This window comes from Asanoa sp. NPDC049475, from assembly GCF_040676915.1.
GTDB lineage: Bacteria > Actinomycetota > Actinomycetes > Mycobacteriales > Micromonosporaceae > Asanoa.
Window position 1 is genome coordinate 245,369 of sequence record NZ_JBFAPY010000011.1, and the last position, 25,283, is coordinate 270,651.

A 25,283-nucleotide genomic window follows, 5' to 3' on the forward strand; every position below is an offset into this window, starting at 1 on the left:
CCGAACCACCGACGGACCTCGACGAACCGGCGAGCCCTAACGGATGGCGCTAAGAGTAGTTAAGCCGTATCGATCGGGTGAATCGGGCGACGTGGGTTTTCGCCCGGGGCTTTCGGGTATCGGTGCGTGACACCCTGACCTCGACAATCAGGGGTGGAGGAGCTCGTGGATACCCGCCTTCGGATCTCCGGCCATCCAATCCAGCCGGTGCTGATGACGTTCCCCGTCGGCTTGTTCGTGTGCGCCGTCGTCTTCGACGTGGGGCGGCTCGTCGGCGCGCCGGCGATCGTCGGGGAGGTCGGCTACTGGACGGCTGTCGCCGGACTGGTCGCCACCGCGTTGACGATGGTCGCCGGCATGGTCGACCTGTGGGACGTGCCGGCCGGGCCGGCCCGGCGCGACGTGATCACCTTCAACGCGGTCAACGCCGCGATGGCCGGGATCTTCCTGGTTGTCTGCCTGATGCGGGCCGGCAGCGGGCAGCCGGTGGCCAGCGTTCCCATGGTGGTCATGGAGGTCCTCGCGCTCGCCGTGGGCGGGCTCGGGATCTGGCTCGGCGCGGGCCTCATGCGCCGCTTCGGCACGATGGCCGGCGAACGCGCCACGCCGCGCGGCCGCCGTCTGGTCGCGACACCGGACGCCGCCGGATCGGGCACCGTGTACGCCACCAACCGTGCCGCCAACCGCGCCGGGCTGGGCTTCCACCAGTCGGAGCCGAGCGACCCCGACCTGACCGCTGAGATGCGACTCGGTCTCGGCGGCCTCAACGGCCTGGCCGCCGAAAGACGCAACCCGGCCTGACAACGCCACGCAGGCCAGAAGACGCGGGCACAACGCCGCGCGGGCGCGAAACGCGGGCACAACGCCGCGCGGGCGCGAAACGCGAGCACGACGCCGCGCGGGCGCGAAACGCGAGCACGACGCCGCGCGGGCGCGAAACGCGAGCACAATTCCACGCGGGCAAGAGAAACGCGAGCGCTACAGAACGCGGGTGACCCGCTCTGTAGCGATCCGCGCGTCCAGAAGCGACCGGTCCAGGTTCGCGCACAGCACCACCGATGCCCCGGCCGACAACGGCATCAGCAGCCACTTCAACGGGTGCTCGTGTTCCGCGGCGTCCACCAGCACCCGGTCACCCCGCGACAGCCCGGCACTCTCCGCGAGCGTTGCGGCGATGGAACCCCACTGGGCATACGTCGTGCCGTCGGCCGTCGCGGGATCCGTCGCCCGCAGGAGGACCGACGGGTCCGGGTCGCCGGCGTGCGCGCCGACCGACGGCAGGAACTCACGGTAACCCGAGGGCGTGGACACCGGCCTCTTCTCGTCGCCCACGTCGAACAGGAACCGGTGTGTCGCGGCCGGCACGTCGACCAGCCAGTCGTCCAGTTGCCCCCGCGACACGAACACCGCGTCGACCGGCTCCTCAACGGACGGCACGGGCAACCCCGCCGTCGCCGACAGCCGGTACGACACCGCGACCCCCGCCGACCACACGCCCAGCAGTGCCGCGGCCGTCTGCCAGTGTGGCGGCAGCAGGACGGCGACCCGCGACCCCGGGCCGAGGCCGCAGTCGGAGACCAGCAACGACGCCGTGCGCGAGGCCCACTCGCCCAACGACGCCGCGGTCAGCGCGACGTGCGACCCCGTCGCGTCGTCATAGAACGTGAGCAGCGGATCAGCGTGAGACACCAGCGAGGTCACGCCAAGACCTTAGTCAGCCAGCGCACCCTCGGCCACGCAGGCCGAACGCAGAGCGGAAGCCTCCGCGGACGACGGGTGCAGCACGGCGAACAACGACGGTTCCCGCACCGCCAGCACTCCGGCCTCGATCGCCCGCACGCCCTGCTCGCGCAGCACCGGCCGCGACGATCGGGCGAACATGCCGTGCAACGCGCGGTACTCCGACTCGTCCAGCTCCACCGACGAGCGACCGGCCAACGAGCCGCAGGCCTCCACGCCCGGGTCCTGGCGGAACTGGAAGTCGTACGTCATCCACGCGCTGCCCGCCAGCAGCACGACCACCGCGCTCACGATCAGGACGGTGAACGCCTTGCGGGCGCGCGGGGTCATCTGCCATTCGGGCATGGTGGACCGGGCCGGGTGTGACATGGGCAGCTCCAACCGGGATCCCGCCATTGAACAGGACGAAACCCCGCATGCCGCGCCACCGCCGGCATAACTACACGATCGGTTTAACCCATCAGTGGTACGCCCGGCGGTGCGAAGCCAACACGTCCGCTCCGAAGTCCGCCGACGGCCGGCGCAGCACGCTGTGCGCGTGGTTGCCGTTGGCCGTGTTGTCGTACTCGATCAACAGGTCCGAAGCCTGCAGCCGATAGTAGAAAGGCGACCCCGGCCGCTCCGGACCCGCCCACGCGAACCGGAGGTCCTCCAGCGACGGGCTCAGGTCGTCGGCCAGCGCCGAAGGCAACCGGTCCAGGTAGACCCCGACCAGCGACGCCAGCAGCGCACCGGCCGCCGGGTTCAGCGACGTCGCCGAGACACCGCCGGGTGACAGGGGAGCAGCCGCGGCGGCGGTGCCGCTGAGCACGTCCGGCGGCGGCACGTCCGAGAACACCGCCATCGACCGCTCCGTCGGCGACAGGGAAGCGAGCAGCGCGAAGGCCACGTCCTCCTCCGGCGCCAGCGGCCGCGACACCGTGTGCGCGCCGTAGGAGACCCGGGCCGGGTTGGCCCCGAAGAACACCGGCGCCGGCGACACCGCCGACCCGGCCACCGTCATCGACACCGACAGGTGATGCCCCTCGAACCGCCAGCCCCACGCGGCGGAGCCGGGCACACCGAAGATCGACACCCAGTAGTCGTTGAGGTGCCGGCCCCGCACGTAGCCCTCCGACCGGTCCAGCACCTCCTCCAGCGACACGATCGACAACGCCTGGGCGTACGCGTGGGGGCTTAGGCCCGTCGCCAGCAGTTTGAAGGCCGCCTTCCGGGCCGGCACCTCCAGGTCGGCGAGCGACACCCCGGGCCGGGTGTGCGGCCGGTACTCGATCCAGCGGCGCCCGTCGTCGTCGAACGGGAAGGGCAGCGGGGGACCCACCAGCGAGATCAGGTCGGCGGCCCCCGAGGTCATCGCGTCGGCGAGGGTCTCATCGATGGTCACGAGGTAAGCCTCACACACCCGCGGCGGCGCTCACCGTGCAAGGATCAAGAACGTGGGAGATGTCCGCCGGATCGACCTCGGCTACTTCGTCCGCCCGGCGGACGAGGCCGGCGCCGCCCACCCCCGCGTCGAGCCGGTCTTCGGCTACCTGGTCCGCCGGCCGGAGGGGCTGCTGCTCTTCGACACCGGCATGGGCAGCCACCCGGACGTCGACGCGCACTACCAACCCACCCGAAAAGCCCTGCCCCAAGCGCTCGAGCACGCCGGCGTCACCACCGACGACGTCACCATGGTGGTCAACTGCCACCTGCACTTCGACCACTGCGGCGGAAACCCGCAGTTCACCGGCCGCCCCATTCTCGTCCAACAAACCGAGCTGGCAGCGGCACGCACGACCACCGACTACACGCTCCCCGAGCTGGTCGACTTCGCCGGCGCCCACTACCTCGAGGTCAGCGGCGAGACCGAGCTCTGGCCCGGCGTCTGGGTCATCCCGACCCCGGGGCACACCGACGGACACCAGTCGGTGGCCGTGCGCCGCCCCGACGGCACGGTGGTCCTCGCCGGCCAGGCCCGCGACGACGCCACCACGTACGGCAGGGACGCCCTGGCTCAGCAGAGCGGCCTCGACATCCCGTACCCGAAATGGGTCGAAAGGTTGAAAGAGCTCGACCCGCGCGCCATCGTCTTCGCCCACGACGCCGCGGTGTGGATGCCCGGCGAACGGAAGGACTAGCCAACCTTGTTCCAGGTACGGGTCACCGTCCGCGGCTACGAGCTCGACAGCCTGGGCCACCTCAACCAGGCGGTCTACCTCCAGTACGCCGAGCACGCGCGCTGGGAGATCCTCAGAGCAGCCGGCCTGACCCAGGAGGCGCTGCTGCGGACCGGCATCGCCCCGGTCGCGATGGAGACCACCATCCGCTATCGCCGTGAGCTGCGCGCCGGCGACGAGGTCGACGTGAGCTGCGAGTTCCACTGGGGCGACGGTCGCACCTTCGGCGTCCACCAGGAGATCCGCAAGGCCGACGGGACTCTCGCCGCCGAGGTCGACGGCGTCGGCGGACTCATCGACCTGAAGACCCGCAAACTGGTCGCCGATCCCCGGGAGCGGTGGAAGGCGGTCACTCCGGAGCCCGCCACGCTGGGGCTCTGAGACGAGATATCTGTCGGAAGGCCGCCCTCGGTCATAGGCTGAACGGATTCACGCTGGCCGGGGGACAAGGAGGTTCCGATGCCGGAGAACATCCGCGCGGCGCTCGTGCAGACAAGCTGGACCGGCGACAAAGAGTCGATGATCAAGGCTCACGAGGAGTACGCCCGCCAGGCGGCCGCGCAGGGCGCCAAGGTCATCTGCTTCCAGGAGCTGTTCTACGGCCCCTACTTCTGCCAGGTGCAGGACAAGCAGTACTACTCCTACGCCGAGAGCATCCCAGGCCCGACCACCGAGCGCTTCCAGGCCCTCGCGGCGGAGCTGGGCATGGTCATGATCCTGCCGATGTACGAGCAGGAGCAGCCGGGCGTCCTCTACAACACCGCGGCCGTGGTCGACGCCGACGGCTCATACCTCGGCAAGTACCGCAAGACCCACATCCCGCAGGTCAAGGGCTTCTGGGAGAAGTTCTACTTCCGGCCCGGCAACCTGGGGTACCCGACGTTCGACACGGCGGTCGGCCGGATCGGCGTCTACATCTGCTACGACCGGCACTTCCCCGAGGGCTGGCGGGCTCTCGGCCTGGCCGGCGCGCGCATCGTCTTCAACCCGAGCGCCACCCACCGCGGCCTGTCCAGCTATCTCTGGAAGCTGGAGCAGCCGGCGTCCGCGGTCGCCAACGAGTACTTCATCGGCGCGATCAACCGCACCGGCATCGAGCCGCTCGGCGAGAACGACTTCTACGGCACGTCCTACTTCGTCGACCCGGAGGGCAAGTTCGTCGGCGAGGTCGGTGACGCGCACGAGCCCGAGCTCATCGTCCGCGACCTCGACATGGAGCTGCTCGAAGAGGTCCGCGACCGCTGGCAGTTCTACCGCGACCGCCGCCCGGACGCCTACGACCGGCTCGTCCAGCCCTGACGCAAGGGACAAGAAAATGACCCTCCTCATCACCGGTGGCGAGGTGGTCGGCCCGACCGGCCGCTTCGCCGCCGACGTGCTGGTCGACGGCGAGACGATCAGCGCACTCCTCGCACCCGGCACGTGGTCCGGCCAACCCGAGACGACGATCGACGCGACCGGCAAGCTGGTCATCCCCGGCGGCATCGACGTGCACACCCACATGAGGCTGCCGTTCGGCGGCACGTTCGCCTCCGACGACTTCGACACCGGCACCAGGGCGGCCGCGTTCGGCGGCACGACCACGATCGTCGACTTCGCGGTGCAGCGCACCGGTGAGGTCGTGCAGGACGGCCTGGCCGCCTGGCACGCGCTGGCCGAGGGCAACGCGCACATCGACTACGGCTTCCACATGATCATCGGTGGGGTCGACGACGACGCGCTCAAGGCGATGGACCAGCTCGTCGCCGACGAGGGCGTGACCAGCTTCAAGCTGTTCATGGCGTACCCCGGCGTCTTCTACTCCGACGACGGCAAGGTCCTGCGCGCGATGCAGACCGCGCGCGAGAACGGCGCCACGATCATGATGCACGCCGAGAACGGCATCGCGATCGACGTGCTCGTCGCCCAGGCGCTCGCGAAGGGCCAGACCGACCCGGTCTACCACGGGATCACCCGCCCCTCGATCCTGGAGGGCGAGGCCACCCACCGGGCGATCGCCCTGGCCCAAGTCGCCCGCGACACCCCGCTCTACTTCGTGCACCTGTCCGCGAGCGAGGCCCTGGCCGAGGTGGCCGCCGCCCGCGACGCCGGCCGCAACGTGTTCGCCGAGACCTGCCCGCAGTACCTCTACCTCACGCTGGAGGACCAGCTCGGCGCCCCCGGCTTCGAGGGCGCCAAGTGGGTCGCCTCGCCGCCGCTGCGCCCGAAGAACGAGTCGCACCGCGACGACCTGTGGCGCGGCCTGCGCACCAACGACCTGGCCATCGTCTCGACCGACCACTGCCCCTTCTGCATGAAGGACCAGAAGGAGCTCGGGCTCGGCGACTTCTCCAAGATCCCCAACGGCATCGGCACGGTCGAGCACCGCGTCGACCTCGTCTACCAGGGCGTCGCCGAGGGCAAGCTGTCCGTCGAGCGCTGGGTCGAGACGATCGCGACCACACCGGCCCGGATGTTCGGCCTCTACCCCCGCAAGGGCGTGATCGCGCCGGGATCCGACGCCGACATCGTGCTCTACGACCCCGACGGGCGCACCACGATCAGCGCCGCGACCCACCACATGAACCTGGACTACTCGGCCTGGGAAGGCGTCGAGATCGCCGGCAAGGTCGACACGGTCATCTCCCGTGGCGAGGTGCTGGTGGACCGGGACGGCGGCTACCACGGACGCAAGGGCCGCGGCCGCTATCTCAAGCGCGGCCTGTCCTCCTACCTGCGGTGAGGTGAAAGTGATGCGAGAGATTCCACATTGGATCGGGGGCCGTGAGGTCGGCGGCCAGGGCACGCGCCGGTTGCCCGTCTTCGACCCGGCCACGGGCGAGGTCCAGGCCGAGGTGGTGGCCGCCACCACGCAGGAGGTACGCACGGCGGTGCGGACGGCGCTCAACGCGCAACCCGCCTGGCGGGCGGCCAGCCTGTCCCGCCGCGCCGAGGTGATGTTCCGGTTCCGCGACCTGGTCGACGGGCACCGCAAGGAGATCGCCTCACTGCTGTCCTCCGAGCATGGCAAGACCGTCGCGGACGCGGCCGGCGAGGTGGCCCGCGGCCTGGAGAACGCGGAGTTCGCCGCCGGGGCACCCCATCTACTCAAGGGCGGCTACAGCGAACAGGCCGCCGGCGGTGTCGACGTCTACTCGATCCAGCAGCCGCTCGGCGTCGTCGCCGGCATCACGCCGTTCAACTTCCCGGCCATGGTGCCGATGTGGATGTTCTGCAACGCCCTCGTCGCCGGCAACGGGTTCGTGCTCAAGCCCAGCGAGAAGGACCCGTCGGTCTCGCTGCTGCTGGCCGACCTGCTGCGCCGGGCCGGGTTGCCGGACGGCGTGTTCAACGTGATCCAGGGTGACAAGGAGGCCGTCGACGCGCTGCTCGCCGACCCGGACGTCAAGGCGATCAGCTTCGTCGGCTCGACCCCGGTCGCGCAGTCGATCTACGAGACCGGGACCCGCAACGGCAAGCGCGTCCAGGCGCTCGGCGGGGCCAAGAACCACATGATCGTGCTGCCGGACGCCGACGTTCCGGCCGCCGCCGACGCGGCGGTCTCGGCCGGGTTCGGCTCGGCGGGGGAGCGGTGCATGGCCGTGTCCGTCGTGGTCGCGGTCGGCAACGTCGGCGACACGCTGGTCGAGGAGATCGCCCAGCGGATCGCCAAGATCCGGGTCGGCGCGGCCAGCGATCCCGACGCGGAGATGGGTCCCTTGATCAGCGGGGTGCACCGGGACAAGGTGCGCTCCTACCTGGACGGCAAGGGTGGCGAGATCGTCGTCGACGGGCGCGAGGCGGACATTTCGGGCGGTCCGGGATTCTTCCTGGCGCCCTCGCTCGTGGACAAAGTGGACACCAGCTCGCCCTACTACACCGACGAGATCTTCGGGCCGGTGCTCTCCGTTGTCCGGGTCGAGACCTACGACGATGCCGTCAAGCTCGTCAACGACAACCCGTGGGGCAACGGCACCGCCATCTTCACCCGCGACGGCGGCGCGGCAAGGCGATTCCAGTACGACGTCGACTGCGGCATGGTCGGCGTCAACGTGCCGATCCCGGTGCCGGTCGCCTACTACAGCTTCGGCGGCTGGAAGGCGTCGCTCTTCGGCGACGTGCACATGTACGGGCCGGACGGCCTGCGCTTCTACACCCGCACCAAGGTGGTCACCTCACGCTGGCCCGATCCGGCCACCAGCCAGGTCGACCTGGGCTTCCCGAAGGTCCGCTAGCCAAACAAGGAGCAATGGATGGACATCGGCGTCGTCTTCCAGTGCGACCCGCCGGCCAGCGAGGTCGTCCGCCTCGCCAAGCAGGCGGAGACCCTGGGCTTCAGTCACGTGTGGACGTTCGACTCCCACCTGCTGTGGGAGGAGCCGTTCGTCATCTACAGCCAGATCCTCGCCCAGACGTCCCGGGTGAAGGTCGGCCCGATGGTCACCAACCCGGGGACCCGCGACTGGACGGTGACGGCGTCGCTGTTCGCCACGCTCAACGAGATGTTCGGCAACCGCACGGTCTGTGGCATCGGCCGGGGTGACTCGGCCCTGCGGACCCTCGGCTACAAGCCGACGACGATCGCCGAGCTTCGCGAGTGCGTCACGCTGATCCGCGAGCTCGCCCACGGGCGGGAGGCCGACTACAAGGGCCGACCGGTGCACTTCCCGTGGGTACGCGACGGCGAGCTGGAGATGTGGATCGCCGCGTACGGGCCGCGCGCGTTGGCGCTGGCAGGTGAGGTCGGCGACGGCTACATCCTCCAGCTCGCCGACCCCGACATCGCCGCCTGGATGATCAAGTCGGTGCGGGCCGCGGCGGAGCAGGCCGGTCGCGACCCGGCGGCGATCACGTTCTGCGTCGCCGCACCGGCCTACGTCGGCGACGACCTGGCGCACCAGCGGGAGCAGACCCGCTGGTTCGGCGGCATGGTGGGCAACCACATCGCGGACATCGTGACCCGTTACGGCGAGTCCGGCGCGGTGCCGCAGGCGCTGACCGACTACATCCACGGGCGGCAGGGCTACGACTACGCCGAGCACGGCCGGGCCGGCAACACGCACACCGACTTCGTACCCGATGGGATCGTCGACCGGTTCTGCCTGCTCGGCCCGGTCGAGGCGCACCTCGACAAGCTCCAGCAGCTTCGTGAGCTGGGCGTCGACCAGTTCGCGCTCTACCTCCAGCACGACGACAAAGAGAACACGCTCCAGGCGTACGGCGAGAAGATCATCCCGGCCCTGGCCACCCGATGAACCGCCGAGGGCGGCTCGTCCTCGGCGCGCTCGGCGCCGTGGTGGTGGGTGTGCTGCTCTGGGAGGGCTACAAGGCGGTCGGTCCGGCCGACGGGCTGTCGGTCGCGGGCGCGCGCGTCCTGCCCCGCACCGACGACGCCGCCATGCCGCACGTCATGACGATCCTCTCCCGGTTCGGCGACCCTGAGCTGTCCGGCGGCGACCCGATCTGGCTCGTCGTGCTCCAGGCGTGCCTGTTCACCCTGCGCAGCGTCGCCCTCGGGTTCGTCCTCGGCGGCCTGGTCGGGCTGCTGCTCGCCGTGCTCATGCAGCGGCTGCGGATCGTCGAGCGCGGGCTGCTGCCCTACGTGATCCTGTCGCAGACCGTGCCTCTGATCGCGCTCGCGCCGGTCATCGCGGGCTGGGGCGGGCGGCTCTCGATCGGCTCGTACCCCTGGCAGCCCTGGATGTCCGTCACCGTGATCGCGATGTACCTGGCGTTCTTCCCGGTCGCCGTCGGCATGCTGCGCGGCCTGCAGTCGCCGGCGCCGATCGCCGAGGAGCTGATGCGCAGCTACGCCGCCGGGTGGTGGCAGACGCTGGTCAAGCTCCGCCTGCCGGCGTCGACTCCCTACCTGTTCCCGGCCCTGCGACTCGCGGCCGCGGCGGCGGTCGTCGGTGCGGTGGTCGGCGAGATTTCCACCGGCACCCGTGGTGGTGTCGGTCGATTGGTGATCGAATACTCACGGGAGGCCACCACGGATCCCGCCAAGGTCTTCACGGCGATGATCGGTGCCGCGGCCCTCGGGCTCGCGGTCGCCGCGCTCATCGGGTTCAGCGAGTTCCTGGTCCGCCGGCGAAGGGTGCGGGCATGACTTCCGTGGTGTTGGAAAGCGTTTCCAAAGTGTTCAACGCCGGCCGGGCCGACGAGGTCACCGCACTGACCGGTGTCGACCTGACCGTCGAGCGCGGCGAGTTCGTGACGCTGATCGGGCCGTCGGGATGCGGCAAGTCCACCCTGCTCAGGCTCGTCGGCGACCTGATCCAGCCGTCCACCGGCACGGTCACGGTGGCCGGAAAGCCGGCCCACACCGCCCGCGCCGACCAGGAGTACGGCATCGCCTTCCAGCAGGCCGGCCTCTTCGAGTGGCGCACGGTCCAGCGCAACGTCGAGCTGCCCCTCGAACTGCGGGGCACCGGCAAGCGCGAGCGGCGCGACCGGGCGCGCGAGATGCTCGAGCTGGTCGGGCTGGGCGACTTCGCGGGCCATTACCCGGCCCAGCTCTCCGGCGGCATGCAACAGCGGGTCGCGATCGCCCGGGCGCTGGCCGTGCATCCACCGCTGCTGCTGATGGACGAGCCGTTCGGCGCCCTCGACGAGATGACCCGCGAACGCCTCCAGGACGAGCTCCTGCGGATCTGCGCCAGCACCGGCACCAGCACTATCTTCGTGACCCACTCGATCCCCGAGGCCGTCTACCTCTCGGACCGGGTCGTGGTGATGTCGGCGCGGCCGGGCCGGATCACCGAGGTCGTCCCGATCGACCTCGGCCCCCGCGGCGAGGCGACCCGGCAGTCGCCCGGCTTCTTCACCGGCATCACCAAGGTCCGGCGCGCGCTGCGCGGCGACGCCGTCCCCGCCGGCGCGACGTCATGACCACGGCCGTCGACCCGGTGGTCGCGGCTGATCCGGCGGCGCCGGTCATCAGGCGTCGCGGCCGCCCGTGGCTGGCGGTCCTCCCGCCGCTGCTGGTGGGCGTCGCAGGCCTGCTCCTCTGGGAGGCCGTCGTCACGGTCGGCCGGGTCGCGCCCTACGTGCTGCCGGCGCCGTCCGCGATCGGCGAGCAGTTCTGGCAGAGCCGCGAGGTGGTCTGGCGCACCGGCCTGGCCAGCGGCGAGAACGCCCTGATCGGCCTGCTCGTCGGCGCGGCCGTGGGGCTGCTCGCGGCCATGGTCGCGGCCCGCTTCGCCTACCTCGGCGAGGTCTCCATCCCGGTGGCGGCGGCGCTGAACGCGCTGCCGATCATCGCCCTGGCACCCATCCTCAACAACATGTTCGACTCGACCAGCAGCGTGCCCCGACGCCTGGTGGTCGCGATAGTGGTGTTCTTTCCCGTGTTCGTCAACGCGCTACGCGGGCTGCGCGAGGTGGACCCGATCCACCGGGACCTGATGGCCAGCTACGCCGCGAGCGGCTGGACCGTCACCCGGCTCGTCCGCCTCCCTGCCGCCCTGCCGTTCGTCTTCACCGGTCTGCGCCAGGCGTCCTCCCTGGCGGTGATCGCGGCGGTGGTCGCGGAGTACTTCGGCGGGCTGCAGAACGGCCTGGGCTCCCGGATCACCTCGGCGGCGGCCAACACCGCGTACCCCCGTGCCTGGGCCTTCGTGGTCGGCGCGTGCGTGCTCGGTCTCGTCTTCTATCTGGTGGCCCTTCTCCTGGAAAGGCTCGTCATGCCTTGGCGGAGGGTCTAGCGACACACCGGAGGACCATCGTGATGCGTACGAGAACCGCCCTTGCCATTCTCGCCCTGTCCACCCTGGTGCTCACCGCCTGCGGCACCGCCGACGAGCCCGATCCACCGACGGGGAGCGGCGGCACCAAGAGCGTCAAGCTGCAACTCCAGTGGTTCGTGCAGGGTCAGTTCGCGGGCTACATCGCCGCGGCCGACCAGGGCTTCTACCAGGAGCAGGGCCTCGACGTCGAGATCATCGAGGGCGGCGTCGACATCGTCCCGCAGACCGTGCTGGCCCAGGGCCAGGCCGACTTCGCCATCGCGTGGGTGCCCAAGGCCCTGGCCTCCCGCGAGCAGGGCGCCGAGATCACCGACATCGGGCAGATCTTCCAGCGCTCGGGCACGTACCAGGTCTCCTTCGCCTCTTCCAACATCAAGTCGCCGGCGGACCTGCGGGGCAAGAAGGTCGGCAACTGGGGCTTCGGCAACGAGTTCGAGCTGTTCGCGGCGATGACCAAGGCCGGGCTCGACCCCGGCAAGGACGTCACCCTCGTGCAGCAGCAGTTCGACATGCAGGGCCTGCTGCGCAAGGACATCGACGCGGCCCAGGCGATGAGCTACAACGAGTACGCGCAGCTCCTGGAGGCCAAGGACCCGGCGACGGGCAAGCTCTACGAGCCGTCGGCGTTCACCGTGCTCGACTGGAACTCGGTCGGCACCGCCATGCTCCAGGACGCCGTCTGGGCCAACACGGGCAAGCTCGAGTCCGACGAGTCCTACCAGGACACCGCGGTGAAGTTCCTGGCCGCCTCGATCAAGGGCTGGGCGTACTGCCGCGACAACCCGGAGGCCTGCCGCGACCTGGTCGTCAAGCGCGGCTCGAAGCTCGGCGCCAGCCACCAGCTCTGGCAGGTCAACGAGGTCAACAAGCTGGTCTGGCCGGCACCCGCCGGCGCCGGCATGATCGACGAGGCGGCCTGGAAGGCGACCGTCGACCTGTCGATGACCACCAAGAACGCCGACGGCCAGACCGTCCTCACCAAGACCCCCGAGGGCCTGGCCTACACCAACGACTACGTCAAGAAGGCCCTCGACACCCTCAAGTCGCAGGGGGTCGACGTCAACGGCGCCGGCTTCGCCCCGAAGACCGTCACGCTCACCGAGGGCGGCGCCTGACCAGTCCCCCTTTCCCGTCCTCACCCAGATTCTGTGGGTAAGGACGGGAAAGGGGGGTAGGTGGACAAAAACAGGTGCGCGCGGTGGCGCTGCTCCGACACCATGCGTCGCCGCGCATGAACATCGGAGAAAGTCATGCCAGGCAACAAAGGCGTCGCCTATGTAAAGCCAGGGCAGGTCGAGGTCATCGAGGTCGACTACCCGACTTTCGAGCTCCAGGACGGGCCGGGCGTCCACCCCGACAACGTCGGCCGCAAGGTCCCGCACGCGGCCATTCTCAAGTGCGTCGCGACCAACATCTGCGGCAGTGACCAGCACATGGTCCGCGGCCGCACCACGGCGCCCGAGGGACTGATCCTCGGGCACGAGATCACGGGCGAGGTGGTCGAAAAGGGCCCGGACGTCGAGTACGTCCAGGTCGGCGACCTGGCCTCGGTGCCGTTCAACATCTCCTGCGGACGCTGTGTCAACTGCAAGGAGGGCAAGACCGGCGTCTGCCTCAACGTCAACCCGGACCGGCCGGGGTCCGCCTACGGCTACGTCGACATGGGTGGCTGGGTCGGTGGCCAGGCCGAGTACGTCATGGTGCCGTACGCGGACTGGAACCTGCTGGTGTTCCCCGACAAGGACCAGGCGATGGAGAAGATCCTCGATCTCGCCATGCTCGCGGACATCTTCCCCACCGGCTACCACGGCTGCATCGGAGCGGGCGTCACCACCGGCTCCACCGTTTACATCGCCGGTGCCGGACCCGTCGGGTTGGCCGCGGCGACCGCCGCGCAGCTGCTCGGTGCGGCCACGGTGATCGTCGGAGACCTCCAGGAGGAGCGGCTGGCCCAGGCCCGCAGCTTCGGCTGCGAGACCGTCGACGTGTCGAAGGGCGAGCCCAAGGACCAGATCGAGCAGATCCTGGGTACGCCCGAGGTCGACGCTGGCGTCGACGCGGTCGGCTTCGAGGCTCGCGGCCACGGCGAGCACGCTGCCACCGAGCATCCGGCGACGGTCCTGAACTCGCTGATGGACCTCACTCGGGCCGGCGGCGCGCTGGGCATTCCGGGCCTCTACGTGACCGGAGACCCGGGCGCGCACGACGACGCCGCGAAGGAAGGGTCACTGTCGATCCGGCTGGGTCTCGGCTGGGCGAAGTCGCACTCCTTCCTCACCGGCCAGTGCCCGGTGATGCGTTACAACCGCAAGCTGATGATGGCGATCCTCAACGACCGGGTGTCGATCGCGAAGAACGTCAACGCGACACCGATCCCGCTCGGCGAGAGCCCGCGCGGCTACGCGGAGTTCGACGAGGGCGCGGCCCGCAAGTACGTCCTCGACCCGCACGGGATGCTCAACTGACCCTGTGCCGCCGTCCGAGCGCCATCGGCGTCCTTGGCCTATGGTTGCGAGATTGCAATCATTCGACCGGGAAGGGACGTCGATGGCTGGACGGCGACTGGCCGACCGGTACGAGCTCGAGGAGGTGCTGGCCCGCGGCGGCATGGGAGTCGTCTGGCGGGGCCGTGACCTGCGGCTCGACCGGGCGGTGGCCGTCAAGCTGGTCGCGGGCTCCGTGCTGACGGACCCGACGGTCGTCGAGCGGTTCGACCGCGAGGCCCGCACGGTGGCCCGGCTCAACCATCCGAACATCGTCGCGGTCTACGACTTCGGCACCGATCTCGGCGACTCGTACCTGGTCATGGAGCTCGTGGAAGGCCGCAGCGTGGCCGCGATGATCCGCGACGGGCAGCTGCCGATCTCCGAGGCGGTGGCGGTCGCCGCCCAGACCTGCGCCGGCCTGGCCGCGGCCCACCGCGCCGGGGTCGTGCACCGGGACGTCAAACCCGCGAACCTCATCCGTACGCCCGCCGGGATCGTCAAGATCTGCGACTTCGGCATCGCTCACCTGCAGAACGCGTCAGCGCGGCTGACGGCGACCGCGATGGCGATGGGGTCGACGAGCTACATGTCGCCTGAGCAGGTCAACGGTGATCCAGTGGACGCCCGGACGGATCTCTACGGGCTGGGCTGCACGGTCTTCGCCATGCTCACCGGCGCGCCGCCCTTCGTCGGCACCACGCCGCTGTCCGTGGTGCACCAGCACGTGACCGAGTCGCCGCCGGACGTGCGAACGGTGCGGCCGGACGTGCCGGCGCCGCTCGCCGCGCTGGTCGACGAACTGCTGGCGAAGTCACCCGAGGACCGGCCCGGCGATGCTCTCGCCGTCGCCCGGAGGCTGGCCGCGCCACCCGCCGAGCCGCTCGCCCCTGCCGTCGACGGCGCCCCCGCGCCCCGGAAGCGGGTGTGGGGCATGGCCGCGATCGGTGTCGGTGCGCTGGTGGCGGTCGTCCTGACGGCGTTGCTCGCGGCCACCCGGGGCGGCGGCTCGCCGTCGGTCGCCGCGCCGGCGGCCCCTACCGCGTCCGCGTCCGCGTCGGTGCCGGCGCCGGCGCCGCCGAGCCCCACGTCGCCGCGGCCGGCCCCCTCGACCTCGTCCGCCCGGGTCGTCCTGCCCGCGCCGCCGGTCAACCCGGTGGCCGATCTGCGCCGGATCATCGAGAAGCAGGTGGCCGCCGGCCAGCTCAAGCCGAAGGAGGCCGGCGACCTGCGCAAACGGGTGGACGAGATCGCCCGGCGGCTGGAGCGTGACGACCCCGGGGTGGAAAAGAAGATCGGTGAGCTGCGTAACCGCCTGGCGGAGCTCCGTCGCCAGGACAAGCTGACCGAGGCCGGCTACAGGGCCATGTCCCGCGCGGTCGCCGCCCTGCGCTCCTGATCGCCCGCCGGCAGCTCCACCGCGGCGACGGCGGCCAGCAGCGGCGCGAGGGCGGCCAGGGTCCAGGTGAGCCCGACCAGATCGGCGACGGCGCCGATGACGGCCGGCGCGAGCAGGATGCCGGCGTACGTCATGGTGCTGAACCGGGCGACCGTGGCGGCCGCGTTGGGGCCGCCGAGGTGACCGGCCGCGCCGAACAGCACCGGCAGGGGAGTGGCCAGGCCGACACCGACCACGGCGAACCCGACGATCGCCAGACCGGGCCACGGGCTGACGACGACGAGCACGAGCCCCGCGGCTGCCAGCAGCGTGCCCGCGCGAAGCAGCTCCCGCGGCTCGCGGCGGCTCAACAGCCGGTCGCCGACGAGCCGACCGGCGGTCTGAGAGGCGGTGAAGGCGAGATACCCGACGGCCGCCAGCCCCAGCGGCGCCGCGAGCCGCTCGTGCAGGAAGACGCCGCTCCAGTTGGCGACGGCGGCCTCGACGGTGAGCACGGTCGCGCCCATCGCGCCGAGGATTACGAGCGGGCGACTCCAGGGTGCGCGCTGCGCCTTCGCGGGCGGTCGACGGTCGGCATCGGGCGGCAGCAACGCGCGGGTCCAGAGGAGCACCAGCGGTACGAGCACGGCGGCCAGGAGCCCGTAGTGCTCGGCCCGGGACAACCCGGCCTGCGCGGCGCCGGACGCGAGCAACGACCCACCGACGGCGCCGATGCTCCAGGCCGCATGGCAGCCGTTGAGAATCGGCCGACCGAGCCGCCGCTCGACGGCGACCGCGTGGGCGTTCATGGTGACGTCGAGAAGACCGTGCACCGCGCCGAAGAGCAGGTGGACGGCCACGAGCGTGACCAGGTCACCGACGAGCGCGGTGCCGAGCAACGCGACCGGTACGAGCCCGACAGCGACCCGCACGATCCGCCTGCTCCCGAACCGCGCGGCGAGCCCACCCGCACCCTGCATGGCGGCGACGGCCGAGATCCCGAAGGCGGCGGTCACGAGCCCGAGCTGCCCGGCCGTCAACCCGAGGTCCACCTTGACGGACGGCGTCCGCGCCGCGAGCGACGCGATCACCAGCCCGTTGGCGGCGAACACCGCGGTGATCGCCCAGCGCGCTCTGTCAGCCATGCCCGTCCCCCTGTCGAGCGCCCACGGTGGGCGCCACACAGATACGACGAACGGACCCACCCCGATTTCTACAGGGCGACCGGGAGGTCGAGAACGCTGATCCTGCCGGCCGGAGATGGGGGTCGCCGGCCGGCAGGGTGCGGGCGCCGCGCTGCCCAGCCGGCGGTCCGCTGTGGAGCGCGGGCGGTCACCTAAGGCGCCAACCCGGAAGTGAGCCGCGCCGCGTTCCACCGATGAACCTATTCCAACTGGTTCCACCTGGTCAATGTCCAATCTCAACTTGTTCCAACAAGATGACATGCCAACCCTCCGTGTGGTGGACTCGCGATGGCCAACCGGAAAGCGAGCTCCATCGTGGAACCCACCACCGAATATCGCCGTGTGCTCGACGACCTCGTCCGCCGGATCGAGGCCGGTGAGCTCGCTCCCGGCGAGAAGCTGCCCTCGACCGTGCGCCTCGCCGCCGACTACGGCGTCAGCATCTCCACCATCCACCGCGTCACCACGACCCTGGAGGACCGCGGCCTGATCCGTGGCGTGCCCGGCAAGGGGCGGTACGTCCGCTCCTGACCCGGTGTCCCACCACGCGGGATAACCTACTAACCCAGTAGGCTTAGTGGGCTATGGTGATGACCATGTCCCTGTCCTCTGACCTGCTCAGCGTCGCCCGGCGGTACGCCGGCGACCCGGCCGCCTGGCTGGTCGCGCCTCGGTTCGACCCGGACGAGCGGTGGTACCACCGGATCGCCGCCACTGCCGAGCACGAGGTCTGGCTGCTCACCTGGCTGCCCGGCCAGCACACCGACCTGCACGACCACGGCGGTGCCAGCGGCGGCTTCACCGTCGTCTCCGGCACCCTGACCGAGGAGACCGTCAGCCGCGGCGCGCTGCGTTCCCGTCCGTTGGCGCCCGGCGCCGGCCGTCGGTTCGGCCCGCACTACGTGCACCGCGTCAGCAACCTGGGTCCCGACCCGGCGATCAGCATCCACTGCTACGCGCCCGAATTGCGTAGCATGACCAGATATGACCTGACCGACGGCGCCCTCCGGATCGCCGACGTGGCGCGCGCGGGGGTGGCCTGGTGAGCCGTTCGATCGACGACATCCTGCAAGCGGCACGGGAAAGACTGGTCCGGCTGGACCCGGAGCCCGCCCACGTGGCCGCCCGCTCCGGCGCCGTGCTGGTCGACACCCGCCCGGTCGGGCAGCGCGAGGCCACCGGCACCATCCCCGGCGCCCTGATCATCGACCGCAACGTGCTGGAGTGGCGGCTCGACCCGCGCTGCGACGCCCGGCTGCCGATCGCCGACTCGTACGACACGCACTACATCCTGTTCTGTCAGCAGGGCTATTCGTCCTCGCTGGCCGCGGCGAGTCTCCAGGACCTCGGCCTGCACCGGGCGACCGACCTGACCGGCGGCTTCGTCGCCTGGCGCGCGGCCGGCCTGCCGGTGCTCCAGCCGGGCGCACCGACCCGGCCCACCCCCCAGCTCGTCGGCGCACACCCCAGGGAGGAACCATGACCGTCGCCCACACGTCCCTCGTGGCGTTCCCGCACCAGCGGTCGGCTCACGAGGTCTGGATCGACGTCGCGGCCCGGCAGGTCATCCGCGCGGGCCGCGAGGTGCCCCTGACCCGGCTCGAGTTCGACCTGCTGCTGTTCCTCGCCCGCCACCCGCGCCGGGTCTTCACCCGGGACCACCTGCTGCGCAGCGTCTGGGGCTACGCGATCGCCGGCCCGCGCACGGTCGACGTCCACATCAGACGGCTGCGCGGCAAGCTCGTCACGCCGGTGGTGCGCACGATCTACGGCGTCGGCTACCGCCTGGCCGACGAGGCCCCGATCACCCTGGTCGCCGACGAGGCCGCCTAGGAAAACGGGGTCCGGACACCGGGCGTTGTCTTCCGGATCGGTTCGCAGGAACAAAGACGAGTAAGTCCCAACGGCCCCACGTCGAAGGCCTGCCGTGGCGCGTCGGCCGTGGCCCTTGGGGCCTCGTCAGCCATTGCCGTTGCCGTTGCCGTTGGCAGTGGCCCGTGGGCCGTGGGCCCTGGGCTGTGATCGTGTGTGAGCTATCTGGAAGATCCAGGGCCGAAAACGTTGATCGTGTGTGCCGGATCTGGTCGACACGCCGTCCCAGGACCAGACCAGCCACACCCGATCACGACCCAGCGCCATCCGGGACCGGACCAGCCACACCCGATCACGGCCCGCGCCGCGAACAAACCACCCCGGTCACGACACACCCCGCCGCAGCCCCACAGCGACCAACCCAGCCACAACCGGACGACCGACACTCCCTGGCCACACCCGCCAGCGGTAGTCAGCGCTCACTGGACGCCCGTCAAGTGCACGCCCGCGCGACCTTCCAGACGCCGGTCCCGCCTTCCCGGGTCCGGCGTCGTCAACGTTGGAGAAGGTCCACCAACTCCTGCGCGTTGCGCTGGGCATAGTCCGAATAGCAGTTGTTCATGAGTATGTGGGTCTCGTCGGCGGACGACGCGAGGTGGCGCAGCTTCGGTGCCCATTGCGCCAGCTCGCGCTTCGAGTACTCGTAGCCGAACTTCTCGTAGATGTTCTTGCTCGTCCACTTGAGACTGTGGCCGTGGAAGCGCATCACCGCGAGCTCCGCCGTGGCTTCCAGGATCGGCGGGATCGAGGAGCGGTGCCCCTGGGGCATGTCGACCGCGACGTAGGGCAACCGGTGCTGGCGCAGGAACTCCAGCGTCTCCACCCGGTTGTCGCCGTCGAACCACGACGCGTTGCGGAACTCGAACACCGGCCACAGGGGCTTGACGCGGTCGCGGACCTCCACGAGGAAGTTCTTGTTGGACCGCCGGATGCCGAACCACGGCGGGAACTGGAACAGCAGCGCGCCCAGCTTGCCCGCCGACACGAGCGGGTCCAGCGCCGACAGGAAACGGGTCCAGATCTCCTCGTACGCCTGCGCCGGCAGGTCCTTGGGGTAGACGTTGGTCTTGTCCGTCTCCGGCCGCAGGTCCTTGAAGATCGAGCTCACGCGCGTCGGATGCCCGGTCAGCAGGCTGTACGCCTTGACGTTGAACACGAACCCCGGCGGAGTGCGCTCGGCCCACAGCGCGGCCGTCTGCTCGGCCGGCGGCGCGTAGTAGGTCGAGTCCACCTCGACCAGCGGGAACCGCGACGCGTAGTAACCCAGCCGCTTCTCAGGCGTGTCCGCGTCCGCCGGATACCAGCCGGACTCGAGCAGCGTCTTGTCCGTCCACGAAGCCGTGCCGACCTTGATGTCGCCCACACGAACGACCTTAGGCCGCGCGGCGCTCCCGCGTCTGCTTGCAGGCCACGCACGATGTCGCCGCCGGGAAGATTTCCAGGCGCTCGACCGGGATCGGGGCTCCACAACCCTCGCACGCTCCGTAGTCGCCGGCGGCCAGTCGGGCCAGCGCGTGCTCGTACTGCGAGCGCCGGTCGTCGATCACGCCCAGCACCGAGCGGAACGTGTCGCGCTCGGCGGCCTTCGAGCCGCTGTCGGCCTGGTCATCGCCGGCCGTGTCGCTCGCCTCGACCAGGCGGAGCAGGTGGCCGCGCTCCCGTTCGGCCTCGTACTCGGCGGTCAGCTCGTCCACCCGGGCCTGCAGGATGGCCCTGATCTGCTCGGTCCGGGTCGCGTCCTCGATCAGCATGGCGGCCGCCCTTCCAAGGTCGGGGAGGTGGAGGTGCGGGCGATTACCCATCCTCCCCGACGGTCAAACCGCTCATTCATTTCACTCGCGTTCACTCCCGCTCCACCAGGGCCGGGTGGAGCGGATCGTCGGCGCGCACCACGACGTCGGCCCAGCCGGCCGGGTCGACCTCCGCCGCGTACCGCCGCCAGGCCGGCAGCGTCCAGGACCAGTCGGGTGGCGTGCGCCGGGCCATCGCGCCCGGCGACACGGCGAGGTGGACGGTCAGGTCGAAGGGCAGGGTGCCGCCGAGCAGGAAAGCGCCCGTGACCAGCACCGCGGCGGTCGGTTCCAGGGGAACGTACGCGGCCCGGCTCGCCCGGTCGGTGGCCGGGTCCCACAGCGACGGCAGGATCCGCCCCGAGCCGCCGGGGCCGGCCGGGTCGAGCACCTCGCGCCGCAGCCCGGCCTCGTCGAGCCAGTCGGTGTAGAACGCGTCCGGGTTGGTCCGGCCCTGTTCGAAGCGCAACGACGCGGCCCGGAGAAACCCGTCCGCGGGTACGGCGTGCGCCGGCCGCCCCCGCAGCCGCAGCGCGTCGACGAGCGTGGTGGCCAGCGCGTCCGGCCCGGCCAGCGGCCCTTCACCGACCGGCGGAGGACCGTCGAGCGCTACCCGGACCCGGGCGTCGGGGGAGGCCTGCGCGATCCGATCCGCCAACCCGTCGACGAACAGTTCCGGAGTGATCGGCCGCACACGCACCCGCCCATGATGCCCTGGCACCGGCAGGATGTCCGGCATGCGGGCCGTGCTCACCGGGTTCGCCGGGATCTGGCTGGTGACGCTCGCCGGCTACCTGGCGGGGCGCTTCGGCGTCCTCGGCCCGGAGGCGACCGCCCTGCTCGCCCGGCTGGTCTTCTACCTCGCCGCACCGGCCCTGCTCTTCGCGACGCTGGCCACCTCCAGCCTGGACAAGGTCTTCACCCCGGCCCTGGCCGTGTTCGTGCTCAGCACGCTGGTGGCGGCCACCCTCTACGTGGCGATCATGCTGCCGCGACGGCCGGCGGCCGAGGTGACCATCGGTGCGCTCTGCGCGTCCTACGTCAACGCCGGCAACCTCGGGCTGCCCATCGCGGCGTACGTGCTCGGTGACGCCTCCCTGGTCGTACCCGTGCTGCTCTTCCAGCTCCTGGTCGCGACCCCGACGGGCCTCGCCGTGCTGGACGTGACCGCGGCCGGGAACCGGCCCGCGCCGCTGCGGCTGCTCTCCGCACCGCTGCGCAACCCGATCAGCGTCGCGTGCCTCTGCGGCCTGGTGGTGGCCGCCGCCGGTTGGGACCTGCCGCCCGAGGTGCTGCGTCCGTTCGACCTGGTCGGCGGCGCCGCCGTGCCGCTGGCACTGATCGCGCTGGGGCTCGCGCTGCGCGGCAGCCGCCCGTTCGCCGCAGGCCCGGAGGCGTCCCAGCGCTACCTCGCGGTCGCCCTCAAGGTCGCGGTGCAGCCGGCGGTCGCGTGGGCCATCGGGCACTTCCTGTTCCACCTCGACGGCCACGCGCTGCTCGCCGCCGTGGTGCTGTCCGCCCTGCCCAGCGCCCAGAACCTGTTCGTGTACGCGACGCGCTACGACCGCGCCACCGGCCTGGCCCGCGACGCGATCGTGCTCTCCACCCTCGCCGCCGTGCCGGCGCTCGTGATAATCGCCGCGCTGCTGACGTAACGGCATAACCGGAAGGCGTCGCGAGGCGACAGCATCGCGGCGGCTGAGGACCTGTAATGGCTCTGCTAGGGTCCCGCCCGTGACGGTTACCCCTGCCGACGTGACCTCCGTCGTGGCCCAGCTCCGGGAGACGCTGCGCGACGTGCCCGACGACGCCTGGGACGTGCCGGCCGGCGCGCTCACCTGGACGTGCTGGGAGACCATGGAGCACACCGCGGACGACCTGTTCGCGTACGCGTTGCAGATCGGCCCCTCCGACCCGCCGACCGACACCCACGTCCCGGCCGGGTGGCGCTACGCGCGCGAGGGCGGCCCCGCGCTCACCATCTCCGTCGAACGGGCCGCCGGGACCCTGGGCCTGTTGCGGGTGATCGAAGGCTGCGCCGCGATGCTGGCCGGCGTCGTCGCGCTCGCCCCGGCCGACCGGCTCTCGCACCACGTCTACGGCATCAGCGACCCCGAGGGCTTCGCCGCGATGGGCGTCGTCGAGACCGTGGTGCACACCCATGACGTGGCCGCCACCCTCGGCCTGCCCTGGCAGCCGTCCGCCGACCTCTGCGAGCGGGTCATCGAGCGGCTGTTCCCCGACCTGCCGGAGCACCCGGACCCGTGGGAGCGGCTCCTCTGGGCGACCGGCCGGATCGCGTTGCCCGGCCACCCCCTGCGCGACTCGTGGCGCTGGGACGGGAGACCCGTTGCGCTGCGCGGATAGCGTGGAGTCATGCTGACCGCCCGCCCCGCCAGCAGCTGGACCAACAAATACGACGTCGAGCTCGACGGCCGACCACTGACGATCTGGGAGGCCTCGCTCTGGAAGCAGGGCGGCAAGTGCACGTTGGACGGTCACGACTACCGGATCCGCTCCAACACCTGGGGCACCCGGCACACGATGGTCGACGAGTCCGGCGATGAGGTCGCGGTGGCCGACAAGGTGGGCCGCAAGCAGTGGACCGTGACCTACGGCGGCCAGACCTTCCATTTCCGCCGGCGCTCGCTCTGGAGCCAGCAGCAGGACCTCTACCTCGGCGAGCAGGCGGTCGGCTACGCCCGCCGGCCCAGCGCCTGGCGGCGCGACGTGGAGCTCGACCTGCCCGGCATGCCGACGCCGGCCCAGGTCTTCGTGCTCGCTGTCGTCATCGCGATGTGGGACGCCCAGACGGCGGCCGCGACGGGCTGACCCCGGGCAGGTCGACCTCGGCCAGCGCACGTAGCGCGGTCACCGAGGCATAGCCCTCTCCCAGCGCCGCCAGGTCGGTGCCCGGCACGAGCCGCTCGCCGGACTCCTCCAGCGCGGTCCGGACGAAGCCCTCGCCGGACTCCACGACCGTCATCTGCACCTGCCCGAAGGCGGCCAGCGACGCCCGGCGCACCCCGCGCAGCCGCTCGGCCGGCACGTCGGGCACGTTGACGTTGAGCACCACGCCCGCGGGTGCGGCCAGCAGCTCGTCGACCAGGTCGACCGCCGTCGCGGCGGCGGTGTCCCAGTTGCGGCGGGCCTCGTCGGCCGCGGTCATCCGCATCACCGCGCCTCCGCTGGCGGTGGTCGCGGCGGCCGCCGACAGGATGTCCAGCGAGACCGCCATGGCCCGGCACCCGGCCGCGGAGGCGGTCAGCGCCGCACCGACCGTGCCCGAGTGCAGCACCGCGCGGCCGGCGTTCGCGCCCCTGTTGATGCCCGACACCACCAGGTCAGGCAGGGGACCGACCGCTCCCCGCAGCCCCAGCAGGGTGATGTAGGCGGGCGAGCCGGCGATCGCGTACCCCGGAACGCCGTCGAGGTCGCGATGCTCGAGCAGGACCCGGCCGTCGTCCTCCGTCGCGGTCAGCGCGGCGCTCGTGCCGCTGGAGTCGACCCGGGGCGCGGCGACGAGCGTGTCGAGGCCGCGTGCCGCCAGCGCCGCGGCGAGCACCCGGATGCCGACGGCGTCGATGCCGTCGTCGTTGGTGACCAGGACCCGCGGGCTCACGGCGTACGCGAGGGGGTCAGTCCGGCGTTTGCCGCGACGCGCGCGAACGCCTCCGCGTCGACCACCGCCGCACCGCCCGGGTCGTTGTTGAAGTAGACGTACGCGTGGGCGTCGGATCCGAACGCGTCCCTCAGCCGGCCGGCCCAGGTGCGCAGCGCGCTTCGTCCGTACCGTGGCCGTGGTGTGGCTCGTCCTTCGTGGAACCGCAGGTAACCCCAGTCGGCGGTGCGCCACAGCGGTGTCGTCGGTCGGCCGAGCCGGTCGGCCCACGACAGTGCCGCGCCGTGGTCGCGCAGCACCGCGCGGACCTCGTCGACCCACCAGCTCTCGTGCCGGGGCTCCACCGCGACCTTGATCTCGCGCGGAAAGCGGGACAGCACCTCGTCGAGCGCGCCCACGTCGACCTTGAGGTTGGGCGGAAGCTGCACCAGCACCGGACCGAGCCGGTCGCCCAGCCCTTCCGCGTGGTCCAGGAAGCGCTTCACCGGCTCCGCGGGGTCCTTGAGACGCTTGATGTGGGTGAGGTAGCGGCTCATCTTGACCCCTACGCAGAAGTCGTCGGGTGTGCGCGCCCGCCACTGGACGAAGGTGTCCCGCTCGGGCAGCCGGTAGAACGCGTTGTTGATCTCAACCGTGGCGAAGCAGGCCGCGTAGTGCTCCAGCCAGGCCTTCTGCGGCAGCTTCTCGGGGTAGAAGCGGCCGCGCCAGTCCCGGTACTGCCATCCGGAGGTGCCGACGAGAATCACGTGTCCTGGGTTACCCCGGATTCGCGCCCGCAGGCCCACCCGGACAGGTCATTCTGGGGTTACAGGTGATCGTCCGGCGGGTACACGAGCGGCGGAAGCGCCCCTTCACCCGGGGCGTCACGAGCGCGAGGGGGCAACTCATGACACTCGACGATGACGACATGGCCACCACCGGAGCCGGCAGCGCGGAAGGACCGGCCGACGGCGGGGCAATGCCTGGCCGCCAGGACGGCGGCGCCGACGGCAGTGCGGAAGGCCCCGCGGACGGCGGCACGAACCCCCAGGGTCACGACGGCGGTGCCGACGGCAGCGCCGAAGGGGTCGCCGACGGCGGCACCAACCCCCAGGGTCACGACGGCGGCGCCGACGGCAGTGCCGAGGGTCCGGCCGACGGCGGCACGAACCCGCAGGGCCACGACGGCGGTGCGGACGGCAGTGCCTGAGGGAACCACGGCTGACAGGGCCGCGGCGGGGGGGGGGGGCCCCCCCCCCCGCCGCCGGGGGGGGGGGGGGGGCGCCGCCCCGCCCCCCCGGGGCCGGAGAGGGGGGGGGCCCCGCCCGGGCCACCCCCACCACCGCCGC

General features: G+C 71.2%; 29 protein-coding genes and 1 pseudogene. 21 read left to right on the plus strand and 9 right to left on the minus strand.

Features of this window, described 5'->3' with window-relative positions; all coding sequences use genetic code 11:
* Nucleotides 1-165 precede the first annotated feature (165 nt).
* The gene (locus tag AB0J88_RS36340) at nt 166-801 is read left to right on the plus strand and encodes a DUF2231 domain-containing protein (protein WP_364354717.1); all 636 of its coding nucleotides are present in this window, start codon (nt 166-168) and stop codon (nt 799-801) included.
* Nucleotides 802-978: 177 nt separating this feature from the next.
* Here the strand turns inward: AB0J88_RS36340 and AB0J88_RS36345 are convergent, their stop codons facing one another.
* From AB0J88_RS36345 to AB0J88_RS36355, 3 genes are all read right to left on the minus strand, one after another.
* Entirely contained in the window at nt 979-1,701 is a 723-nt protein-coding gene (locus AB0J88_RS36345) for a TIGR03089 family protein (RefSeq protein ID WP_364354714.1), read from the minus strand.
* 9 nt (nt 1,702-1,710) lie between these two features.
* Complete coding sequence (locus AB0J88_RS36350) at nt 1,711-2,109, minus strand: hypothetical protein (protein WP_364354711.1); 399 nt, start codon at nt 2,107-2,109, stop codon at nt 1,711-1,713.
* 91 nt (nt 2,110-2,200) lie between these two features.
* Entirely contained in the window at nt 2,201-3,094 is an 894-nt protein-coding gene (locus AB0J88_RS36355) for a DUF3500 domain-containing protein (protein WP_364355322.1), read from the minus strand.
* A gap of 82 nt (nt 3,095-3,176) precedes the next feature.
* Between AB0J88_RS36355 and AB0J88_RS36360 the strand changes: the two genes are divergently transcribed.
* From AB0J88_RS36360 to AB0J88_RS36415, 12 genes are all read left to right on the plus strand, one after another.
* Complete coding sequence (locus tag AB0J88_RS36360; protein WP_364354708.1) at nt 3,177-3,860, plus strand: N-acyl homoserine lactonase family protein; 684 nt, start codon at nt 3,177-3,179, stop codon at nt 3,858-3,860.
* Between the two features lie 6 nt (nt 3,861-3,866).
* Nucleotides 3,867-4,280: a thioesterase family protein gene (locus AB0J88_RS36365; RefSeq protein WP_364354705.1), complete on the plus strand. Its 414-nt coding sequence runs from the start codon at nt 3,867-3,869 to the stop codon at nt 4,278-4,280.
* Nucleotides 4,281-4,358: 78 nt separating this feature from the next.
* Nucleotides 4,359-5,198 (plus strand): nitrilase-related carbon-nitrogen hydrolase, encoded by an 840-nt coding sequence (locus AB0J88_RS36370; protein WP_364354702.1) that lies wholly within the window; start codon nt 4,359-4,361, stop codon nt 5,196-5,198.
* Nucleotides 5,199-5,214: 16 nt separating this feature from the next.
* A complete protein-coding gene (gene hydA, locus AB0J88_RS36375; protein WP_364354699.1) occupies nt 5,215-6,621 on the plus strand; it encodes a dihydropyrimidinase in 1,407 nt (468 codons plus the stop codon).
* 10 nt (nt 6,622-6,631) lie between these two features.
* The gene (locus tag AB0J88_RS36380; protein WP_364354696.1) at nt 6,632-8,113 is read left to right on the plus strand and encodes a CoA-acylating methylmalonate-semialdehyde dehydrogenase; all 1,482 of its coding nucleotides are present in this window, start codon (nt 6,632-6,634) and stop codon (nt 8,111-8,113) included.
* An 18-nt stretch (nt 8,114-8,131) separates the two neighbouring features.
* On the plus strand, nt 8,132-9,133 hold the full coding sequence (locus tag AB0J88_RS36385) for a TIGR03842 family LLM class F420-dependent oxidoreductase (RefSeq protein WP_364354693.1): 1,002 nt from the start codon (nt 8,132-8,134) through the stop codon (nt 9,131-9,133).
* Complete coding sequence (locus AB0J88_RS36390; protein WP_364354690.1) at nt 9,130-9,987, plus strand: ABC transporter permease subunit; 858 nt, start codon at nt 9,130-9,132, stop codon at nt 9,985-9,987. The genes AB0J88_RS36385 and AB0J88_RS36390 overlap by 4 nt, the downstream gene beginning before the upstream one ends.
* Entirely contained in the window at nt 9,984-10,769 is a 786-nt protein-coding gene (locus tag AB0J88_RS36395) for an ABC transporter ATP-binding protein (protein ID WP_364354687.1), read from the plus strand. The genes AB0J88_RS36390 and AB0J88_RS36395 overlap by 4 nt, the downstream gene beginning before the upstream one ends.
* Nucleotides 10,766-11,584: an ABC transporter permease gene (locus tag AB0J88_RS36400; protein WP_364354684.1), complete on the plus strand. Its 819-nt coding sequence runs from the start codon at nt 10,766-10,768 to the stop codon at nt 11,582-11,584. The genes AB0J88_RS36395 and AB0J88_RS36400 overlap by 4 nt, the downstream gene beginning before the upstream one ends.
* Nucleotides 11,585-11,607: 23 nt before the next feature.
* Nucleotides 11,608-12,741 carry an ABC transporter substrate-binding protein gene (locus AB0J88_RS36405; RefSeq protein WP_364354681.1) on the plus strand — a complete coding sequence of 378 codons (1,134 nt, stop codon included), beginning with the start codon at nt 11,608-11,610 and terminating at the stop codon, nt 12,739-12,741.
* Nucleotides 12,742-12,876: 135 nt separating this feature from the next.
* Nucleotides 12,877-14,091 carry a formaldehyde dehydrogenase, glutathione-independent gene (fdhA, locus tag AB0J88_RS36410; RefSeq protein WP_364354678.1) on the plus strand — a complete coding sequence of 405 codons (1,215 nt, stop codon included), beginning with the start codon at nt 12,877-12,879 and terminating at the stop codon, nt 14,089-14,091.
* 82 nt (nt 14,092-14,173) lie between these two features.
* Nucleotides 14,174-15,508 (plus strand): serine/threonine-protein kinase, encoded by a 1,335-nt coding sequence (locus AB0J88_RS36415; RefSeq protein WP_364354675.1) that lies wholly within the window; start codon nt 14,174-14,176, stop codon nt 15,506-15,508.
* Here AB0J88_RS36415 and AB0J88_RS36420 read toward each other — a convergent pair.
* On the minus strand, nt 15,466-16,632 hold the full coding sequence (locus AB0J88_RS36420; RefSeq protein WP_364354672.1) for an MFS transporter: 1,167 nt from the start codon (nt 16,630-16,632) through the stop codon (nt 15,466-15,468). The genes AB0J88_RS36415 and AB0J88_RS36420 overlap by 43 nt on opposite strands.
* A gap of 354 nt (nt 16,633-16,986) precedes the next feature.
* Here AB0J88_RS36420 and AB0J88_RS36425 point away from each other — a divergent pair, with 354 nt between their 5' ends.
* The 4 genes and pseudogenes from AB0J88_RS36425 to AB0J88_RS36440 all read left to right on the plus strand — a co-directional run.
* Nucleotides 16,987-17,202, plus strand: coding sequence for a winged helix-turn-helix domain-containing protein (locus AB0J88_RS36425; protein ID WP_364354669.1), 216 nt, complete (start codon nt 16,987-16,989; stop codon nt 17,200-17,202).
* A gap of 65 nt (nt 17,203-17,267) precedes the next feature.
* Nucleotides 17,268-17,717, plus strand: coding sequence for a cysteine dioxygenase family protein (locus tag AB0J88_RS36430; RefSeq protein ID WP_364354666.1), 450 nt, complete (start codon nt 17,268-17,270; stop codon nt 17,715-17,717).
* Nucleotides 17,714-18,154, plus strand: a complete 441-nt coding sequence (locus AB0J88_RS36435) for a rhodanese-like domain-containing protein (protein ID WP_364354663.1) — start codon at nt 17,714-17,716, stop codon at nt 18,152-18,154. Before AB0J88_RS36430 ends, AB0J88_RS36435 begins: the two co-directional genes overlap by 4 nt.
* Before the next feature lie 71 nt (nt 18,155-18,225).
* A pseudogene (locus AB0J88_RS36440) lies at nt 18,226-18,504 on the plus strand (winged helix-turn-helix domain-containing protein); the annotation flags it as partial.
* 532 nt (nt 18,505-19,036) lie between these two features.
* On the opposite strand, the gene AB0J88_RS36445 reads toward AB0J88_RS36440, so the two are convergent.
* The 3 genes from AB0J88_RS36445 to AB0J88_RS36455 form a co-directional block, all read right to left on the minus strand.
* Nucleotides 19,037-19,906, minus strand: a complete 870-nt coding sequence (locus AB0J88_RS36445) for a DUF72 domain-containing protein (RefSeq protein WP_364354660.1) — start codon at nt 19,904-19,906, stop codon at nt 19,037-19,039.
* 10 nt (nt 19,907-19,916) lie between these two features.
* The gene (locus AB0J88_RS36450; RefSeq protein WP_364354657.1) at nt 19,917-20,294 is read right to left on the minus strand and encodes a TraR/DksA family transcriptional regulator; all 378 of its coding nucleotides are present in this window, start codon (nt 20,292-20,294) and stop codon (nt 19,917-19,919) included.
* A 91-nt stretch (nt 20,295-20,385) separates the two neighbouring features.
* A complete protein-coding gene (locus AB0J88_RS36455) occupies nt 20,386-21,033 on the minus strand; it encodes a uridine kinase (protein ID WP_364354654.1) in 648 nt (215 codons plus the stop codon).
* Nucleotides 21,034-21,070: 37 nt separating this feature from the next.
* Between AB0J88_RS36455 and AB0J88_RS36460 the strand changes: the two genes are divergently transcribed.
* The 3 genes from AB0J88_RS36460 to AB0J88_RS36470 all read left to right on the plus strand — a co-directional run bounded on the left by AB0J88_RS36460 (nt 21,071) and on the right by AB0J88_RS36470 (nt 23,165).
* Nucleotides 21,071-21,988 (plus strand): AEC family transporter, encoded by a 918-nt coding sequence (locus AB0J88_RS36460; protein ID WP_364354651.1) that lies wholly within the window; start codon nt 21,071-21,073, stop codon nt 21,986-21,988.
* 79 nt (nt 21,989-22,067) lie between these two features.
* Nucleotides 22,068-22,700, plus strand: coding sequence for a maleylpyruvate isomerase N-terminal domain-containing protein (locus AB0J88_RS36465; protein WP_364354648.1), 633 nt, complete (start codon nt 22,068-22,070; stop codon nt 22,698-22,700).
* Between the two features lie 9 nt (nt 22,701-22,709).
* Entirely contained in the window at nt 22,710-23,165 is a 456-nt protein-coding gene (locus AB0J88_RS36470) for a hypothetical protein (RefSeq protein ID WP_364354645.1), read from the plus strand.
* Here AB0J88_RS36470 and AB0J88_RS36475 read toward each other — a convergent pair.
* Together AB0J88_RS36475 and AB0J88_RS36480 are read right to left on the minus strand one after the other, a co-directional pair.
* Complete coding sequence (locus tag AB0J88_RS36475; RefSeq protein ID WP_364354642.1) at nt 23,122-23,955, minus strand: 5'/3'-nucleotidase SurE; 834 nt, start codon at nt 23,953-23,955, stop codon at nt 23,122-23,124. The genes AB0J88_RS36470 and AB0J88_RS36475 overlap by 44 nt on opposite strands.
* Nucleotides 23,952-24,701 carry a DUF72 domain-containing protein gene (locus tag AB0J88_RS36480; protein ID WP_364354639.1) on the minus strand — a complete coding sequence of 250 codons (750 nt, stop codon included), beginning with the start codon at nt 24,699-24,701 and terminating at the stop codon, nt 23,952-23,954. Before AB0J88_RS36480 ends, AB0J88_RS36475 begins: the two co-directional genes overlap by 4 nt.
* 140 nt (nt 24,702-24,841) lie before the next feature.
* Here AB0J88_RS36480 and AB0J88_RS36485 point away from each other — a divergent pair, with 140 nt between their 5' ends.
* Nucleotides 24,842-25,144 (plus strand): hypothetical protein, encoded by a 303-nt coding sequence (locus AB0J88_RS36485; protein ID WP_364354636.1) that lies wholly within the window; start codon nt 24,842-24,844, stop codon nt 25,142-25,144.
* Nucleotides 25,145-25,283 lie beyond the last annotated feature (139 nt).

What these genes read in the sequence shown, in the direction of transcription:
- AB0J88_RS36420 (WP_364354672.1), bottom strand. Translation starts at nt 16,632, where the DNA reads ATGGCTGACAGAGCGCGCTGGGCGATCACCGCGGTGTTCGCCGCCAAC.
- AB0J88_RS36395 (WP_364354687.1), top strand. Translation starts at nt 9,984, where the DNA reads ATGACTTCCGTGGTGTTGGAAAGCGTTTCCAAAGTGTTCAACGCCGGC.
- fdhA (WP_364354678.1), top strand. Translation starts at nt 12,877, where the DNA reads ATGCCAGGCAACAAAGGCGTCGCCTATGTAAAGCCAGGGCAGGTCGAG.
- AB0J88_RS36390 (WP_364354690.1), top strand. Translation starts at nt 9,130, where the DNA reads ATGAACCGCCGAGGGCGGCTCGTCCTCGGCGCGCTCGGCGCCGTGGTG.
- AB0J88_RS36355 (WP_364355322.1), bottom strand. Translation starts at nt 3,094, where the DNA reads ATGACCTCGGGGGCCGCCGACCTGATCTCGCTGGTGGGTCCCCCGCTG.
- hydA (WP_364354699.1), top strand. Translation starts at nt 5,215, where the DNA reads ATGACCCTCCTCATCACCGGTGGCGAGGTGGTCGGCCCGACCGGCCGC.
- AB0J88_RS36380 (WP_364354696.1), top strand. Translation starts at nt 6,632, where the DNA reads ATGCGAGAGATTCCACATTGGATCGGGGGCCGTGAGGTCGGCGGCCAG.
- AB0J88_RS36405 (WP_364354681.1), top strand. Translation starts at nt 11,608, where the DNA reads ATGCGTACGAGAACCGCCCTTGCCATTCTCGCCCTGTCCACCCTGGTG.
- AB0J88_RS36430 (WP_364354666.1), top strand. Translation starts at nt 17,268, where the DNA reads ATGTCCCTGTCCTCTGACCTGCTCAGCGTCGCCCGGCGGTACGCCGGC.
- AB0J88_RS36400 (WP_364354684.1), top strand. Translation starts at nt 10,766, where the DNA reads ATGACCACGGCCGTCGACCCGGTGGTCGCGGCTGATCCGGCGGCGCCG.
- AB0J88_RS36415 (WP_364354675.1), top strand. Translation starts at nt 14,174, where the DNA reads ATGGCTGGACGGCGACTGGCCGACCGGTACGAGCTCGAGGAGGTGCTG.
- AB0J88_RS36370 (WP_364354702.1), top strand. Translation starts at nt 4,359, where the DNA reads ATGCCGGAGAACATCCGCGCGGCGCTCGTGCAGACAAGCTGGACCGGC.
- AB0J88_RS36350 (WP_364354711.1), bottom strand. Translation starts at nt 2,109, where the DNA reads ATGTCACACCCGGCCCGGTCCACCATGCCCGAATGGCAGATGACCCCG.
- AB0J88_RS36460 (WP_364354651.1), top strand. Translation starts at nt 21,071, where the DNA reads ATGCGGGCCGTGCTCACCGGGTTCGCCGGGATCTGGCTGGTGACGCTC.
- AB0J88_RS36450 (WP_364354657.1), bottom strand. Translation starts at nt 20,294, where the DNA reads ATGCTGATCGAGGACGCGACCCGGACCGAGCAGATCAGGGCCATCCTG.
- AB0J88_RS36485 (WP_364354636.1), top strand. Translation starts at nt 24,842, where the DNA reads ATGACACTCGACGATGACGACATGGCCACCACCGGAGCCGGCAGCGCG.
- AB0J88_RS36385 (WP_364354693.1), top strand. Translation starts at nt 8,132, where the DNA reads ATGGACATCGGCGTCGTCTTCCAGTGCGACCCGCCGGCCAGCGAGGTC.
- AB0J88_RS36470 (WP_364354645.1), top strand. Translation starts at nt 22,710, where the DNA reads ATGCTGACCGCCCGCCCCGCCAGCAGCTGGACCAACAAATACGACGTC.